This is a genomic window from Arthrobacter sp. ZGTC412 (assembly GCF_002929215.1).
In the GTDB taxonomy this organism is placed as follows: Bacteria; Actinomycetota; Actinomycetes; order Actinomycetales; family Micrococcaceae; genus Arthrobacter.
In genome coordinates, this window is the sequence record NZ_PJII01000011.1 from 45,777 (window position 1) to 59,440 (window position 13,664).

Genomic DNA, 13,664 nt, shown 5'->3' on the forward strand with positions numbered 1-13,664 from the left:
GGAGTCCTTCACTGGCGCAGTTCCTCTGCGGCCTCAATATCGATAATGCGGTGGATGGACAGCACCCGTTCGGTGTCCTTCGCGGGGTCGAAGACCCGGACGCGTCCGCCGCTTACTGAGAGGGGAACAACAATTTCCAGGTTCGCATTCCCCATGCCGTCCACCACGTTCATGCTGATGCGCTGCTTGAGCCGGATGGCCCGCTGCAGGGCCTCCAGGCCAAGCTGAGTGGCGGCCTCACCTATATGGTCACCTTCCGGGCCATGATGATTCCCGACGGCGGCAGGACGGTGCCGCAGCGCATCCAGTTGGGCCTGGACTTCTTCCGCCGGCGGGGCTGTCCGCGGGGCCGTGTAGATGGGCCGGGACGGGGTGTGAGGCGCAGGAGCACGCCGCAGCCGGAGCACCGGCTGCTCCGAATCGTCAAAGGATGGGGAAAGGCCCAGACTCCGGAGAACCTGTGCTGTTTCACGCGGCGGCGCCGAAGAGATGAGGACGGTGGGTGCAATCCGCACCAGGCCCAGCCCCTCCGTTTTCGGTCCGGCCAGCAGCTCCAGCAGCGCAGCTTCATCCTCGCTCTGGACAAAACTCGCCGCTGCGCCAACCCGCAGCCGGCCGTGCCGGGCGGCCGTATCCTCCACCAGGTACTGCAGCGGCTGCGGCACTGCGGTGGCCGAGTGCTCCCGCAGGAACTCCAGCACGGTGGAGGCGTTATGACCGGCGTCCAGTGCCCGGCGGATGGAGCCCGGCGAGAACCGATAAATGGTGGCCGGACCCTGCCCTTCAGCGTCGGCCATCAGCAGCAGCTTTTCGGTCAGCGCCGGGGCAAGGTATCCGGGTGCTACGGCGGTAAGGTCCGCCTGGAGCAGCACGTGGTTCAACTCCGCGGGCAGGTGCTCACCCAGGATGGAGAGAGCGGCGTCCGGTTCGTCGTCCGCGATGGCGCTTCCGAGCTGGCTCAGGGCTCCTGAGCCGAGCAGGCCGAGTATTTCGGCTTCGGCCAGGACTCCGCGGATCAGGGAGCTGAAGCGCCGGGCCATGCGGGGCTGGGCCCACTCGGCGCGCTGGAGCACCGCTGCCGCGTCCAGGACCGGCGCTGTTCCGTCAGGGGCCGATGCTTCACAAGTGAGTTCGTTCAGGATCTCCAGGATCCGTTTGCGCACCACGGGGGCATCCGGTCGCTGCGCCTCGGCCGACAACGCGATGATGGTGCTCCCGGAAGCCGCGCGCTGCGCAGCTGCTCCCGGGGTTCCATTGATCGGCTGCCCCACCAGGGACGGCACGCGCTGGCTGGCCAGCCAGGCGTTGACCAGCCAGAGCCATTGTTCCTGCCGGGGCAGGACAAGCCATTCCAGCTCCGGCGGCTGGACCCACGACGACGAATCGACGTCCAGACGGATCAGCCCTGCAAGCCCGCAGAGCTCAAGGAGAAGCCCGGTACGGGGTTGGTCGATCCGGAGCAACTCAGCCAGCCGTCTCATCTCGCGGACGCCCACGCCGCCGCTGCGAAGGGTGGCCAAGGGCTGGTCCCGCACGGCATGGAGTACTTCGCCCACCAGCCGCAGGGTCTCACTGATGGCCCCCAGCGCTGCATTCCGCCGCAAAGCGGCGCTGGTCCGGCCGAGCTCCGGAACCGGAGGCGAAAGGCTGAAGTCGTTGATGATGGCACCGCCCCGCAGTGAGAGCCCCACGCTATGCGGCAACTCCACATGCGCGGCGTCCAAAGGAACCAGCAGGCCGCGCGCCAGGAGCCAGTCGATGGGCCCGACGTCGGATCCCTCCGTGGTGATGGACGCCTTGCGTTGCGCCTGGGGGACCGCGCCCATTGCCCAGTTCCGGAACCGGGCGAGCAACGCCGTGGTCCGTTCCGGAGCCGTGGCCAAAATGTCCTGGAGAGCCTCCGGCGAGGACGTCCAGTGCTGCAGGGCAAGCGCTGCCTCCATGGGTGTTGTGGCCCCATGGATGGCTGCGCCGCTGCGGTGAAGTTCGGACACGAGCTGCACCGCCCGCTGCGCGAACGCCGGCTGGAGGCGCACAAGCTCCGTATAGCTGCGGCCAAGCCCCGCCGGATAAATTCCCACCACGTCCTTGAGGCTGCCAACGGGGAGGTAGTACCGCTGCCTGTTTCCGGTGGCGGGTGCGCCGTGCGGGGGGACGGCACGGTGGACCAGGGCAAGTTCCTGGAGAGCGGCCAGGATCCGTTCCACAGCGGCAACGGTGGAACCCGAAATCAATTTCCGCAATCCTGCCGCGGAGGCACTGTGCTCCGTATCCGTGTTTGTGCACAGATGGAGGGTTTCCAGGACCTGCATCTGTGGCCGATTGAGGCGCTCCAGCGCGCGCTGGACGCTAACGCGCCCGCTGGCCCGTGCAGCGAGGGCGGCGAAGTCCGGCACAGCCGGGGAGATGAGGTCCGGCCGCGCGTCGAACAGCGCCCGCAACGAGTCGTCGCTGCGGGCCTCCAGGTCCTTACTGAGCGCGCGAATGAGGGACATCAGTCCAACGTTACCGCCCGCCCGGTTTTCCTGCCCGGCGTCGTCCGGCAACGCTTTCCAGAACAAGGAACAGCATCAGGAGGAACGCCAGCGGCAGTCCGTACAGAGCGGTGTAGGTGACCCAGGCCGGAGCCACGGAACCGGCGAAGGCGAATGCCATAACGGCAGCCACCGCGGCCAGTGAAAGGACGGCAATAACTGCGGCGAGGATCGTCATCGGACGCCGGTAACGCGATGGTGTCATAAACGTAACGCTAACAGCCCGGTCCGACAGGGCCGCCATGGGTTCCATGTGCCGTTGCGGAGAGCCGTCGAAAGCAGGATTACGGCGCCGGGCAGGATAACCTTGAGGGATACAGACCAACACGGTCTCCAGCCGTCATACCCTGAACCCGCACAACAATGCGGATGCGGTGACGGCTGGCCGTGTCACAAGACGTCAGAACAAAGAAGGTTGATTACGTGCCTACCGGCAAGGTCAAGTGGTATGACAAGGAAAAAGGCTTCGGATTCCTCGCGGGAGAAGATGGCCAGGAAGTTTTCCTGCCCAAATCGTCGCTGCCCGAGGGCGTTACCGAGCTGAAGGCCGGCACCCGCGTTGAATTCGGTGTGGCCGACGGCCGCAAGGGAGCCCAGGCTCTGGGCCTGCGTGTACTGGACAAAACGCCGTCCATTGCCAAGGCAAAGCGGCCCAGCGCAAAGGACCTCGCACCGCTGGTCCAGGACCTCGTGACTGTTCTGGACAACCTGTCCGGAACCCTGTCCAACGGCAAATACCCGGAAGGCAATAAGGGCAAGGCCATCGCCGCCGCCCTGCGTAAGGTTGCCGACGAGCTGGACGTTTAGGCCCTCATGAACCCGGAAGCTGATCAGCAGGACGTGGAGTCAACAAACCCCGAGTCAGTGGACCTGGAGGTAACGGCCCGGGAGTCAGTGGACTTGGTGTCGCTGGGCTCGGAGTCATTGGACATCGAAATGGTGGACCCTGTGTCCGTGGGCCCGGCGTCGGTGGACTTGGTGCTGCAGGCAGGTGCCGCGAAGGCCAAGCGCCGTGCCGGGGTGCCTGTTTGGCGGACAGGTAAGCCGGATGCTTTCCTCGCTGCCGCTGTGGACACGGCGCGGACAGCCATTGCAGGCATCACCGAGGCCTCGGACATTGGGCAGCACCTGGCAGCCAAGAGCGAAGGCGACCGCCTGGTGACCCACCTCTTCGAATGCAGGCTGCCCGGATACGGCGGCTGGCAGTGGTTCGCGGTGCTGACCCGGAATTCGCGGTCCAAGGTGGTCACGGTCAACGAGCTCGGTCTCTTGCCGTCCGAGGAGTCCATCCTCGCCCCGGAATGGGTCCCGTGGGCGGAACGTGTCCGGCCCGAGGATGAACAGGAACCGGAAACCGGCGAACACGAAACCGGTCGGCCAGAAGCCGGCGCGCATGAAGACTTTGCACCCCAGGCTGACACGCCGGAAGCTGCCGCCGCTGAGCCCGCCGCTGAGCCCGCCGATGGCGTTGCTGCGTCTCTGTATGCAGTAGGCAGCCTGGACGGTGAAGCGCTGGAAAGTGAAGCCCGGGATGTTGAAGCCGGAGAAGCGCAGGAACAGCGCCTAGGGCACGACGCCGGAACAGATTGAGGCGCGGAACCGCGCCAAGGCACGGAAACTGAGCTACGACGCACAAACGGCGCCGACCGGGCAGAACCCGGGCGGCGCCGTCGTACGTTAATGCTGGTGCGTTGCGTCAGCCGAAGTGCTCCGCAGTGGCGATTACTTGCGCAGTTCGCCCACCACGTAGTCGATGCTGGCCAGAAGGGCCGACACGTCGGCCGGCTCAATTGCAACAAACGTTGCGATGCGCAGCTGGTTGCGGCCGAGCTTACGGTACGGCTCGGTGTCCACGATCCCATTGCCGCGCAGGACCTTGGCCACTACTGCGGCGTCCACGGTCTCGTCGAAGTCGATGGTCGCGATGACGTTTGAGCGCTCGTCCGGGTTGATGACGAACGGAGTGGCGAACTCCGATGCCTCGGCCCAGCTGTAGATACGGCCGGCAGAATCTGCCGTGCGCGCGGAAGCGAAGTCCAGGCCGCCATTAGCGTTCAACCACTGCATCTGGGCGTCCAGCGTAACCAGGGTGGACAACGACGGGGTGTTATAGGTCTGGTTCAGGCGTGAGTTGTCGATGGCCGTCTGCAGGTCCAGGAAATCCGGGATCCAGCGGTCGCTGGACTTGATCCGCGCTGCGCGTTCCAGGGCGGCAGGGGAGAACAGGCCAAGCCAGAGCCCGCCGTCGGAGGCAAAGTTTTTCTGCGGGGCGAAGTAATAGACATCGCTTTGCGCAACATCAACATCCAGCCCGCCTGCGGCAGACGTGGCGTCGACGAGCACCAGTGCGCCCTCGTCTGCACCGGCAACACGCTGCACGGGGGCGGCGACGCCGGTGCTGGTCTCGTTCTGCGGCCAGGCGTAGACGTCCACGCCTGTTTCGGCCCGGGCCGTGGGGCGGGTGCCGGGCTCAGACTTGATGATCGAAGAAGCATCCAGGAAGGGCGCCTTGTTGGTGGCCGCGGCGAATTTCGAGCCGAACTCACCGAAGGAAAGGTGCTGGGCCTTGTTTTCCACCAGGCCGAAGCTTGCAATGTCCCAGAACGCCGTGGAGCCGCCGACGCCGAGCACAACCTCGTACCCTTCGGGGGCGCGGAAGAACTGGCTGAGGCCCTCGCGGACGGAGCCAACGAGGTTCTTGACCGGTGCCTGCCGGTGGGACGTACCCAGGATGTTCTTCGACGCCGCGGACAGCGCATCAATCTGCTCCGGCCTGACCTTGGAAGGCCCCGCGCCGAACCGTCCGTCCTTGGGCAGGAGGTCGGCGGGAATAGTGATGCTGGTTTCGCTCACAGGTGCTCCAATTTCGGCATGGACACGGCTTTGGTCCGGACGGGTGTTGGTGGCCGGCAATCGGTGATGGCTGCTGCCAGGGCCTCCCTCATTCTGCCCTGTTGGGCTGTATCGGCGGGAACCGGAACCGTCATAGTCCAGCCAATGAGACGTTCCTGCGGCCATCGGCAACTATTCGGACAAAGTCAAAATAGGCTAAGCTTTTCCACGGACTACGTCGCAGTGAAGGCGATACGGTGGGACAACGCAAGGTACTGCGCTCGAGGAGCTGAGCTGGATGACGGATCTGATCGATACTACGGAGATGTACCTTCGGACCATTCTGGAGCTCGAGGAAGAGAACATTGTTGCCCTGCGTGCGCGTATCGCTGAAAGGTTGCGCCACTCCGGGCCTACCGTCTCCCAGACCATCGGCCGGATGGAGCGGGACGGTCTGGTGGTTGTTTCCGGCGACCGCCACCTGGAGCTCACGGAGACGGGCCGGAAGCGCGCCACGGAAGTAATGCGCAAGCACCGTCTGGCTGAGCGGCTCCTCGCCGACGTGATTGGGCTGGACTGGGCCTACGTCCACGACGAGGCCTGCCGCTGGGAGCATGTGATGAGCGAGCGGGTGGAACGCCGCATCTACGAGATGCTGAACCACCCCACCGAGTCTCCGTACGGGAACCCGATTCCCGGGCTGGCGGCCTTGGGCGGGGTGCCGTCCCTCGGCTTTGCCGATGGAGCCATCAGCCTCCTGGAAGCGATGAAGTCCTACGGGCCCGCCTCAGCTGTGACTATCAGCCGGCTTGCCGAGCCTATCCAGGTGGAGCCGGAACTTCTCTCGCAGCTCGATGAGGGTGGCATCAGGCCGGGGGCTGCTGTGTCGCTGGAGCGGGTGGGGGACTACATCTCAGTCCGGGTTCCCGGCATTGAAGGGGCACTTGAGTTGCCTCCAGAGGTGGCCGCGCACGTATTCGTGGCCGTCCGCTAGAAAACCTGCCGCGTTCTTCCCTACCCCATGTGAGGTGGGTTACGCAAAGATAACGGAATTGTTACTTTGGGCCTTACCCTCTATAGTTGAACCGAAGCGTTGATATTAAAGCGTTACCTGATCTGGAGCCGAGCTCTGCCAGCGGATCAGGAGCATGAGTCGTAACTGGCAGAGGCGGGGGAACCACAAGCGGCAGCCGGGGGACTGCCTTGGGGTGAAGTTCGTCAGCAGCAAGCCTCTTCCAGCGAAGGATTCCTCCGGGGATACCTCTGTGCCGAAGCTTGCTTACGGCGGACCGGGTCTTTGAACTCTCTGACCCGAATCCGACAGCTAACTTCGCAGGCTTTCCAGAGAGGAACCCTTCTTGACCATGCAGAATTCCAGGGGACGCCGCCGCGCGGCGGTCCCTGCTTCGACACCGCGCGTTGTCGAAGTCATCACCTCGGAACGCCCCCGCGATCCGCACCGTGATGCGCGCCGGCGTCGGGGTCCATTCCGTCAAGTCACTGAGTTTGCTGCTGCCAGCGGTATCGGCCAGAAGGCCGGCGTCGCCCTGGCTGCCGCCGGACTGGTGCTCACCGTGACCGTACCGGCCACCAGTCCCGTCATGGCCACGGACGCCTCAGGGAACTCTCCTGTTGCCGCGTCCGCTGTAGCCCCGCAGCCCCGGATTTCCGCGGAAGCGGAAGCCGAGATCGACTTCAGCCGCTCCGCCGTAGTCACCGAAGCGGACCCGGACGGGAAGCTGAAACAGCTGCTCAGTGCCCAGTCTGCAGGCGCCATCACCCGCGCCGCTTCCACCGGAAGCCTCGGTGCCCCGCTCGCTGCGCTGAGCACCGCCTCACCGTTCGGCTACCGCGTCAGCCCTATCACCGGAGGCTCCGGTGACTTCCACCGCGGACAGGACTACGTAGCCCAGTGCGGCACCTCCGTTCTGGCTGCGGCCACCGGAACCGTTACCTTTGTGGGCTGGCATGAGTACGGTGGCGGCAACCGCGTTGTGGTGGACCACGGCAACGGCCTGGAAACCACGTACAACCACCTCTCGTCCTTCAGCGTGAAGGAGGGGCAGACAGTATCCCGCGGGGATGTTGTGGCCCTCAGCGGGACCACAGGAGCCTCCACGGGCTGCCACCTGCACTTCGAGGTCCAGGTCAACGGCGAAGTCGTTGACCCGACCGGCTGGCTTTAGTCAATTGACGGTGAACTATCACATGATGTTGACCTCCCGTGACCTGAATGTGACATTCACGCAAAACTGCTGTACCGTCTAAATCGCGTCAACTTTTCCGAAGTTGACGCTCTTGTGCGGATTGCCTAGCTCTGCCACCGCTCAAGGTCCGTTCGCATTTCATCGTCTGGCAGGGGCGGGGGAACCAATTTTGGCCTTTATGTTTTGAAGGCCTTGGGGTTAAGTCGCAAAAGCTTCCCAGGAAGCCGCGCGGCCGGGTGACTCCCATCCGAATCCGACAGCTCACCTCGCAGGCATTGGGAGAGGCCACCTTCGTGTCATCACGCCATAATTCTGCGCGCCACCGTGCGCAAACGGTTCGTACCAACCCCCTGGACACCATGTCCAAGGCTGTTAGTGCCAACGCCGGGACAGTAGGTCGCCAGGCTGCAGTCATCGCTGCTGCATCCGGCCTCGTCCTGACCTTGGGCCTGCCGGCCAACGCAGCGGACACCTCCGCTGGTGTCTCTGCCTCCACCGAGTCCGGATCCGCACAGTCGGCCCTCGCCGTCACTGCGGCACCCACGGCTACCGTGTCCTTCGAGCGCCCGGTGGTTAAGACGATTGCGGCTCCCGTCGTTGAGCGGGTAGTTGCACAGTCAACCTCCGACGACGACGACCAAGCTGTGACTGACGACCAGGCTGCGACCGACGGCCAGGCTGTGACCACTGCCTCCACTGCGCCCGCCGCGGAAAAGGTTGTGGAGACCGCTGCCTCCGCTTCCACCTCTGGAATCGCGGGCCTGGCTTACACCGGCATCGGCAGCCCGTACGTTTGGGGCGGCACCACCCCCAGCGGCTGGGACTGCTCCGGCTTCACCCAGTGGGTTTACGCCCAGGCCGGCATCAGCATCCCCCGCGTGAACGCCTGGACTGCGATGAAGCCCACGTCCACGCCGCAGCCGGGCGACCTGGTCATGCAGAACGGCGGTGCGCACGTTGGCATCTACGTAGGCAACGGCATGATGATCAGCGCCTTGAACCCCTCGCAGGGAACGCTGCTGCACTCGGTAGCTGCTACCGGTTCCTCCGCGTTCTACACCATGAACTAGTTCTTCGACCCTCGGGTCCAAGGGCTTTTTCTTTGCCCAAACGCTCTTCGCTAAATCACCACATCCCCCGTTCGGGGCGTGCCGGCGTACCCCCAAGATGCCGGCACGTCCAGTCGCCTTTGGCTGCCTACCGGCGGTTTGAAGGAAAACGAAAGAGAGAACTGATGACTACTCGTGCAACCGCACGGCACCGCGCCGAGGTCACCAAAACCAACTCGCTCGCCATCATTGCCAAGGCTGTCGGCGACAACGCCGGCGGCGTAGGACGCCAGGCAGCTGTCATCGCAGCTGCTTCCGGCCTGGTCCTGACCAGCGGCCTCGCTGCCAACGCTGCAGACGCCAACGTGCAGCGCGACTCCGCGCCGGCTTCCACCCTGGAAGTCGAATCAACGGTTGAGGCTCCCATTTCGGCTGCTTCCACCATTGCCATTTCCTTCGAGAAGCCTGCTGTGACCACCACGCCGGCTCCCGTTGTTGAAGCACCAGAGCCTGAGGTTGAGGTTGAGGTTCAGGAAGCAGCTCCGGCTCCGGCTGCCGCTCCCGCTCCCGCCGCAAAAACCGCAGCTGTCGCGAAGGTGACTGCCACGGCTCCCGCTGCAGCCGCCCCCGCGGCTCCTGCCTCGGCAAGCGGCAAGGGCGCAGCGATCCTGTCCGCCGCCTACGCCCAGCTCGGCGTTACGCAGGATTGCACCATGCTGGTGACCAACTCCCTGGCTGCCGTGGGCATCAACTTCCACGATTGGCCTGCAGGTTACCTCTCCCTGGGCCGCACCGTGAGCGCTGCCGAAGCTCAGCCGGGCGACCTCATCTACTACGCTGACGGCGGTTCCGGCATGGCCCACATCGCGGTTTACGCCGGCAATGGCCAGGCGGTGCACGGCGGCTACAACGGCAACCAGACAGTTGTCTTCAGCGCCAACGTGGGCTCCGGTCCGGTGTTCATCCGCGTCAACTGACATCCCCGCAGCCGCGCTTCGCGGTTGATCAAGACGGATCAGGACCCCTGCCCTTTGCGGCGGGGGTCCTGTCCGTTAACTCCCGGGAGGCGTCTGCCCGGTTCGCTAATTCAGCGCGAAATGGTGGCCCCGGTCATAGGAATTAGCTGATACTGCACTTCTTTGTTTACTCTTGTGGTGTCGATCCATAGCCCGGACATGCCGAGGGCAGCCGGCCCTCGTGCCCCTGACGGGTGCGGCCGTGAAGAGGTACGTGCATGCGCACTCTCGTTCTGAATGCTGGATATGAACCGCTGGCGGTTATTACTTTCCGCCGGGCGCTGGTGCTTGTGCTCACGGGCAAGGCGAGTGTTGTGGCTGAAGGGGACGACCCCGTGGTGGGCCCCCAGGAGATTCTGGGCCGCCCGTCCGTGATTCTCCTGAACCGCTACATCCGTCCCCGATACAACCAGTCCACTGCTGTGAGCCGTCGCGGGGTACTGAGGCGTGACGGGCACAAGTGTGCCTACTGTGGAAAAGCTGCGCACACCATCGACCATGTCCACCCAAAGTCACGCGGGGGTGCGGAGTCCTGGGAGAACCTGGTGGCCGCCTGCCTCAGGTGCAACAACGTCAAAGGTGACCACACCCCGGCAGAGATGGGCTGGAAACTGCGGTTTGTCCCTGAGCCTCCGCATGGCACCATCTGGCAGATCAAGGAACTCGAAAAGCCCACGCCCGCCTGGGATCCGTTCCTTCTGCCTGAGCGCGCTGCCTGATTCGGGGTACGTCGCCTTAGCCGTCCCCGGACTAGGCTGGGGGAGTGGAGCAAAACCGTTTGGACTTCGATGCCGTGATCCTGGCCGGCGGCCGGTCATCCCGGTTGAGTGGGGTGCCCAAGCAAGGGCTGGTCTTTCAAGGTGCCACCCTCCTGCATCAGTCACTTGCTGCGGCCTCCGGGGCGTTTCGCACAGTAGTGGTAGGTCCGGACTCCGGCGCTCTGCCTGCAGGCGTGCTCTCCTGCCGGGAGCAGCCGGAATTTGCAGGACCCGCCGCTGCTGTGGCCGCTGGCCTGGCGTCTCTGGCCCAGGCCGGAAACGAAAGGACCTACACCCTGGTACTGGCCTGCGACATGCCCCGGGTCTCGGCTGCCGTGGAAGTGCTGTCGGAGGCACTGGAATCGGGGGAGTTCCAAGCCGACGGACTCCTGGCCCGCGGCGAAGACGGCAGGCCCCAGCAGCTGGCCGGGTTTTACCGCACAGGCAAGTTAAAAAAGGCGGTTGAGGAACTGGAGTCGCAGGACCGCTTAATCAACGGCTCCATGCGTGCGCTCCTTGCTAGTCTGGACCTGCAGCTTGTCACCGTCCCCACCGGTTCCACCGACGATGTGGATACCTGGGATGATGCCGCCGCACTAGGAGTTGACGCCGGGATCCGTGACGAGTTCCAGGACCGGCGCGGCAGCAGTTGAATTGGGAGGCAGTTCGTGAAAAGCCAGGATGAAACGCTGGAGGAATGGTGCAGGTCCCTGCTCCAGGCCTATGAGCTTGAGGACGTCCAGGTGGACGTCAATGCCATCCTCGCCCTCGCAGGTGTAGCGGCGCACTCCGTTGTACGGCCGGCGGCACCACTGACTACCTTCATCGCCGGGTACGCCGCCGGCTTGGCCTCAGCGGCCGGACGCGGCACAGATTCCGCGTCCATGGAAGGGGCCCTGGCCGTGGCACGTTCCCTGGCTGCCGACTACGATGCTGAAGCCGCCGGGACTCCCGGCGAATGACTGAGGAGCCCGGGGAAGAACGGAGTTCAACCGACCCGCCGGAGGCGCCGCGGCACCTGGCCCACACCTGGGAGGAGGCCCGGCTGGCCGCTTTCGAGGCGGCCACGCCAATTCCTGCCGGTCCCGTTCCCCTGCATCTGGCCCTCGGACGCAGGCTGGACCAGGACGTTGCGGCACTGCAGGACATGCCCCACTACGCGTCCTCTGCCATGGACGGGTGGGCGGTCAACGGGACTGGGCCTTGGATCCTGGCGGAACCAGGCACCAGGCTGGCGCCGCACCAGGCGAGCCCCATCGTTACCGGCGGGCTGATTCCGCCGGGCGGAAAAGCGGTGCTGCGCAGCGAGAGCGCAGTGCCCGGCAAGGACGAAGACGGGTTGCCTGTCCTGATGACCGGAGGAAGCGCCCGGCCCGGCGAGCCGCGCAACGGCCAGCATATCCGCAAAGCCGGGGAGGAAGCCCTGGCAGGTGACGTGCTGGTCAAGGCAGGAGCGAAGCTCAACCCTGCCCATCTCGCATTGGCTGCCCTGGCCGGCTACGACGAGCTGCAGGTCCAGGGCAAACCCCTGGTCCGGCTACTTCTCACCGGCTCCGAAGTTATCGACCAGGGAGTGCCCGTCCCCGGCCAGGTGCGTGACACTTTCGGTCCGCAACTGCCGGCAGTCGTGGAGATGCTGGGAGGAATAGCGGGGGAACAGCAGCGGATCGGGGACTCCTACGACGAATGGCTGGCCGCCCTGGAAGACGTTGTACCTGAGGCGCCGGGGGCTCCGGACCTGCCGGCCGACGTCGTCATCACCACAGGCGGGACCGGACGCTCAGGTACGGATCATCTCCGCCAGGCGGTGGCAGAACTGGGCGGACGGCTCGTCATCGACGGGATCGCAATGCGGCCAGGACATCCGGCTGTCCTGGCGGAACTGCCCGACGGACGTTTTGTACTCGGCCTGCCGGGGAACCCGCTCGCCGCGATGATGGCGCTGGTCACCGTAGGGGCACCGCTGCTCGCCGCGCTGGGCCACGGCAGCCTGGATGAGGTCCAGGAAGTGCCCTGCGGAAGCATGATCGAACCAGATCCCGGGCGCACGCGCCTGGTGCCGTTCCGGCTCCTCTACGGGATGGCATCTCCGGCGCAGCACACCGGCCCGGGCATGATGCGCGGGCTGGCATCGGCCGACGGTGTTATGGTGGTGCCGCCGCACGGCGTCCAGCTCGGGGAGCTGGTGCCGGCCGTCGCCCTGCCCTGGGGACCACCCATCCCGGCCGCTGCCGGTTCTGCCGGCAAAGGAAAGCCCAGGAGCGCGGCGCGGCAAGGCAGGACTGGTCCCAAGCCGGCGGCAGACGGCCCCGTGGACTGGAGCGCGCTTCTTGGCTGATGATGGATATATGAAAAGGCAGGGGTGGGAATGGGCCGTGTGACCCAGCGCCGAAAGGTGCACAAGTATGTCCTCGACGGTTCTCCGAAGGCCCTCGAGTTTCCGGTCCGGCACCGTGAGGATGTCCTCGCCGTCGAGGAGCCGCTGGAGATCCGGCTGGGCCAGCTCTCCTTCTCTGTCACCATGCGGACCCCCGGCGACGACTTTGACCTGGTGGCCGGCTTCCTGGTGTCGGAGGGCATCATCTGGAGCTCCGAGCAGCTCGTGTCGCTGCGATTCTGCGCAGGTGAAGATGAAAATGGCGTCCAGACGTTCAACGTGGTTGAAGTCCAGCTACGGCCTGACGTCACGGTCCCGTCCATCGGCCGCCACATCTATACGTCGAGCTCCTGCGGCATATGCGGGACTGATTCCGTGGAGTCTGTGCAGAAGTCCTCGCACTACAGTCCCGCCGCAGATCCCCTGACCATCGACGCCGGGCTCCTCGCGTCGCTGCCTGCTGTCCTTCGGAAGTCCCAGCGGCTTTTCGAGGACACCGGGGGAGTGCACGCGGCCGGGCTGTTCAAGATCCAGGACGACGGCGGCACGGAGCTTTTGTGCCTCCGCGAGGACGTAGGCCGCCACAACGCCGTGGACAAGGTAGTGGGCTGGGCGCTGCGTGAAGGACTGCTCCCGCTCCGCGGCACCGTCCTCCAGGTCTCAGGGCGGGCGTCCTTTGAGCTGGTGCAGAAAGCGGCGCTGGCGGGAATTCCCGTGCTCGCGGCCGTCAGCGCCCCGTCAAGCCTCGCTGTGGAACTCGCGGAAGCCAGCGGCCTGACGCTGGCCGGTTTCAGCCGGGGAACCAGCCTCAATATCTATGCCGGCGACCACCGGATTGTCAGGCCTTTGGCCCAAGTCCCCGCCAGCGCGCGTCCCTGACCTCGCCCGTAC

General features: G+C 65.1%; 14 protein-coding genes and 2 riboswitches. Of the genes, 11 read left to right on the plus strand and 3 right to left on the minus strand.

The genetic code is table 11. From position 1 onward, the window contains the following. Window positions 1-8 precede the first annotated feature (8 nt). Together CXQ88_RS13420 and CXQ88_RS13425 are read right to left on the minus strand one after the other, a co-directional pair. Window positions 9-2,495, minus strand: coding sequence for a helicase-associated domain-containing protein (locus CXQ88_RS13420; protein WP_104044735.1), 2,487 nt, complete (start codon window positions 2,493-2,495; stop codon window positions 9-11). Between the two features lie 10 nt (window positions 2,496-2,505). Beyond that, window positions 2,506-2,739 (minus strand): hypothetical protein, encoded by a 234-nt coding sequence (locus tag CXQ88_RS13425; RefSeq protein ID WP_104044736.1) that lies wholly within the window; start codon window positions 2,737-2,739, stop codon window positions 2,506-2,508. A 218-nt stretch (window positions 2,740-2,957) separates the two neighbouring features. Here CXQ88_RS13425 and CXQ88_RS13430 point away from each other — a divergent pair, with 218 nt between their 5' ends. After that, window positions 2,958-3,341, plus strand: a complete 384-nt coding sequence (locus CXQ88_RS13430; RefSeq protein WP_104044654.1) for a cold-shock protein — start codon at window positions 2,958-2,960, stop codon at window positions 3,339-3,341. A 6-nt stretch (window positions 3,342-3,347) separates the two neighbouring features. After that, window positions 3,348-4,124, plus strand: coding sequence for a DUF3027 domain-containing protein (locus CXQ88_RS22375; protein ID WP_373637768.1), 777 nt, complete (start codon window positions 3,348-3,350; stop codon window positions 4,122-4,124). A gap of 132 nt (window positions 4,125-4,256) precedes the next feature. Here CXQ88_RS22375 and serC read toward each other — a convergent pair whose 3' ends face one another. Then, the gene (serC, locus tag CXQ88_RS13440) at window positions 4,257-5,387 is read right to left on the minus strand and encodes a phosphoserine transaminase (RefSeq protein ID WP_104044655.1); all 1,131 of its coding nucleotides are present in this window, start codon (window positions 5,385-5,387) and stop codon (window positions 4,257-4,259) included. Between the two features lie 277 nt (window positions 5,388-5,664). Between serC and CXQ88_RS13445 the strand changes: the two genes are divergently transcribed. The 9 genes from CXQ88_RS13445 (at window position 5,665) to fdhD (ending at window position 13,652) form a co-directional block, all read left to right on the plus strand. Further along, complete coding sequence (locus CXQ88_RS13445) at window positions 5,665-6,360, plus strand: metal-dependent transcriptional regulator (protein ID WP_104044656.1); 696 nt, start codon at window positions 5,665-5,667, stop codon at window positions 6,358-6,360. Window positions 6,361-6,501: 141 nt separating this feature from the next. Further along, a riboswitch (cyclic di-AMP (ydaO/yuaA leader) is annotated at window positions 6,502-6,720 on the plus strand. A gap of 10 nt (window positions 6,721-6,730) precedes the next feature. Then, on the plus strand, window positions 6,731-7,552 hold the full coding sequence (locus tag CXQ88_RS13450) for a M23 family metallopeptidase (RefSeq protein ID WP_104044737.1): 822 nt from the start codon (window positions 6,731-6,733) through the stop codon (window positions 7,550-7,552). Window positions 7,553-7,688: 136 nt separating this feature from the next. Further along, window positions 7,689-7,862: riboswitch (cyclic di-AMP (ydaO/yuaA leader) on the plus strand. Window positions 7,863-7,932: 70 nt separating this feature from the next. Then, entirely contained in the window at window positions 7,933-8,643 is a 711-nt protein-coding gene (locus CXQ88_RS13455) for a C40 family peptidase (RefSeq protein ID WP_104044657.1), read from the plus strand. 164 nt (window positions 8,644-8,807) lie between these two features. Next, window positions 8,808-9,599, plus strand: a complete 792-nt coding sequence (locus CXQ88_RS13460; RefSeq protein ID WP_104044658.1) for an NlpC/P60 family protein — start codon at window positions 8,808-8,810, stop codon at window positions 9,597-9,599. Between the two features lie 257 nt (window positions 9,600-9,856). Further along, window positions 9,857-10,357, plus strand: a complete 501-nt coding sequence (locus CXQ88_RS13465; protein ID WP_104044659.1) for an HNH endonuclease — start codon at window positions 9,857-9,859, stop codon at window positions 10,355-10,357. Between the two features lie 44 nt (window positions 10,358-10,401). Then, the gene (gene mobA / locus CXQ88_RS13470) at window positions 10,402-11,049 is read left to right on the plus strand and encodes a molybdenum cofactor guanylyltransferase (protein WP_258061862.1); all 648 of its coding nucleotides are present in this window, start codon (window positions 10,402-10,404) and stop codon (window positions 11,047-11,049) included. A gap of 15 nt (window positions 11,050-11,064) precedes the next feature. Next, window positions 11,065-11,358, plus strand: a complete 294-nt coding sequence (locus CXQ88_RS21830) for a DUF6457 domain-containing protein (RefSeq protein WP_181037515.1) — start codon at window positions 11,065-11,067, stop codon at window positions 11,356-11,358. Then, a complete protein-coding gene (locus CXQ88_RS13475; RefSeq protein WP_104044660.1) occupies window positions 11,355-12,734 on the plus strand; it encodes a molybdopterin molybdotransferase MoeA in 1,380 nt (459 codons plus the stop codon). The genes CXQ88_RS21830 and CXQ88_RS13475 overlap by 4 nt, the downstream gene beginning before the upstream one ends. 30 nt (window positions 12,735-12,764) lie before the next feature. After that, window positions 12,765-13,652 (plus strand): formate dehydrogenase accessory sulfurtransferase FdhD, encoded by an 888-nt coding sequence (gene fdhD, locus CXQ88_RS13480; protein ID WP_104044661.1) that lies wholly within the window; start codon window positions 12,765-12,767, stop codon window positions 13,650-13,652. The last annotated feature ends 12 nt before the right edge of the window (window positions 13,653-13,664 follow it).

Coding starts and splice junctions, on each gene's coding strand:
- CXQ88_RS13465 (WP_104044659.1), top strand. CDS start 9,857: ATGCGCACTCTCGTTCTGAATGCTGGATATGAACCGCTGGCGGTTATT.
- CXQ88_RS13445 (WP_104044656.1), top strand. CDS start 5,665: ATGACGGATCTGATCGATACTACGGAGATGTACCTTCGGACCATTCTG.
- CXQ88_RS22375 (WP_373637768.1), top strand. CDS start 3,348: ATGAACCCGGAAGCTGATCAGCAGGACGTGGAGTCAACAAACCCCGAG.
- CXQ88_RS13455 (WP_104044657.1), top strand. CDS start 7,933: ATGTCCAAGGCTGTTAGTGCCAACGCCGGGACAGTAGGTCGCCAGGCT.
- CXQ88_RS13475 (WP_104044660.1), top strand. CDS start 11,355: ATGACTGAGGAGCCCGGGGAAGAACGGAGTTCAACCGACCCGCCGGAG.
- CXQ88_RS13450 (WP_104044737.1), top strand. CDS start 6,731: ATGCAGAATTCCAGGGGACGCCGCCGCGCGGCGGTCCCTGCTTCGACA.
- CXQ88_RS13425 (WP_104044736.1), bottom strand. CDS start 2,739: ATGACACCATCGCGTTACCGGCGTCCGATGACGATCCTCGCCGCAGTT.
- fdhD (WP_104044661.1), top strand. CDS start 12,765: ATGGGCCGTGTGACCCAGCGCCGAAAGGTGCACAAGTATGTCCTCGAC.
- CXQ88_RS13460 (WP_104044658.1), top strand. CDS start 8,808: ATGACTACTCGTGCAACCGCACGGCACCGCGCCGAGGTCACCAAAACC.
- CXQ88_RS13420 (WP_104044735.1), bottom strand. CDS start 2,495: ATGTCCCTCATTCGCGCGCTCAGTAAGGACCTGGAGGCCCGCAGCGAC.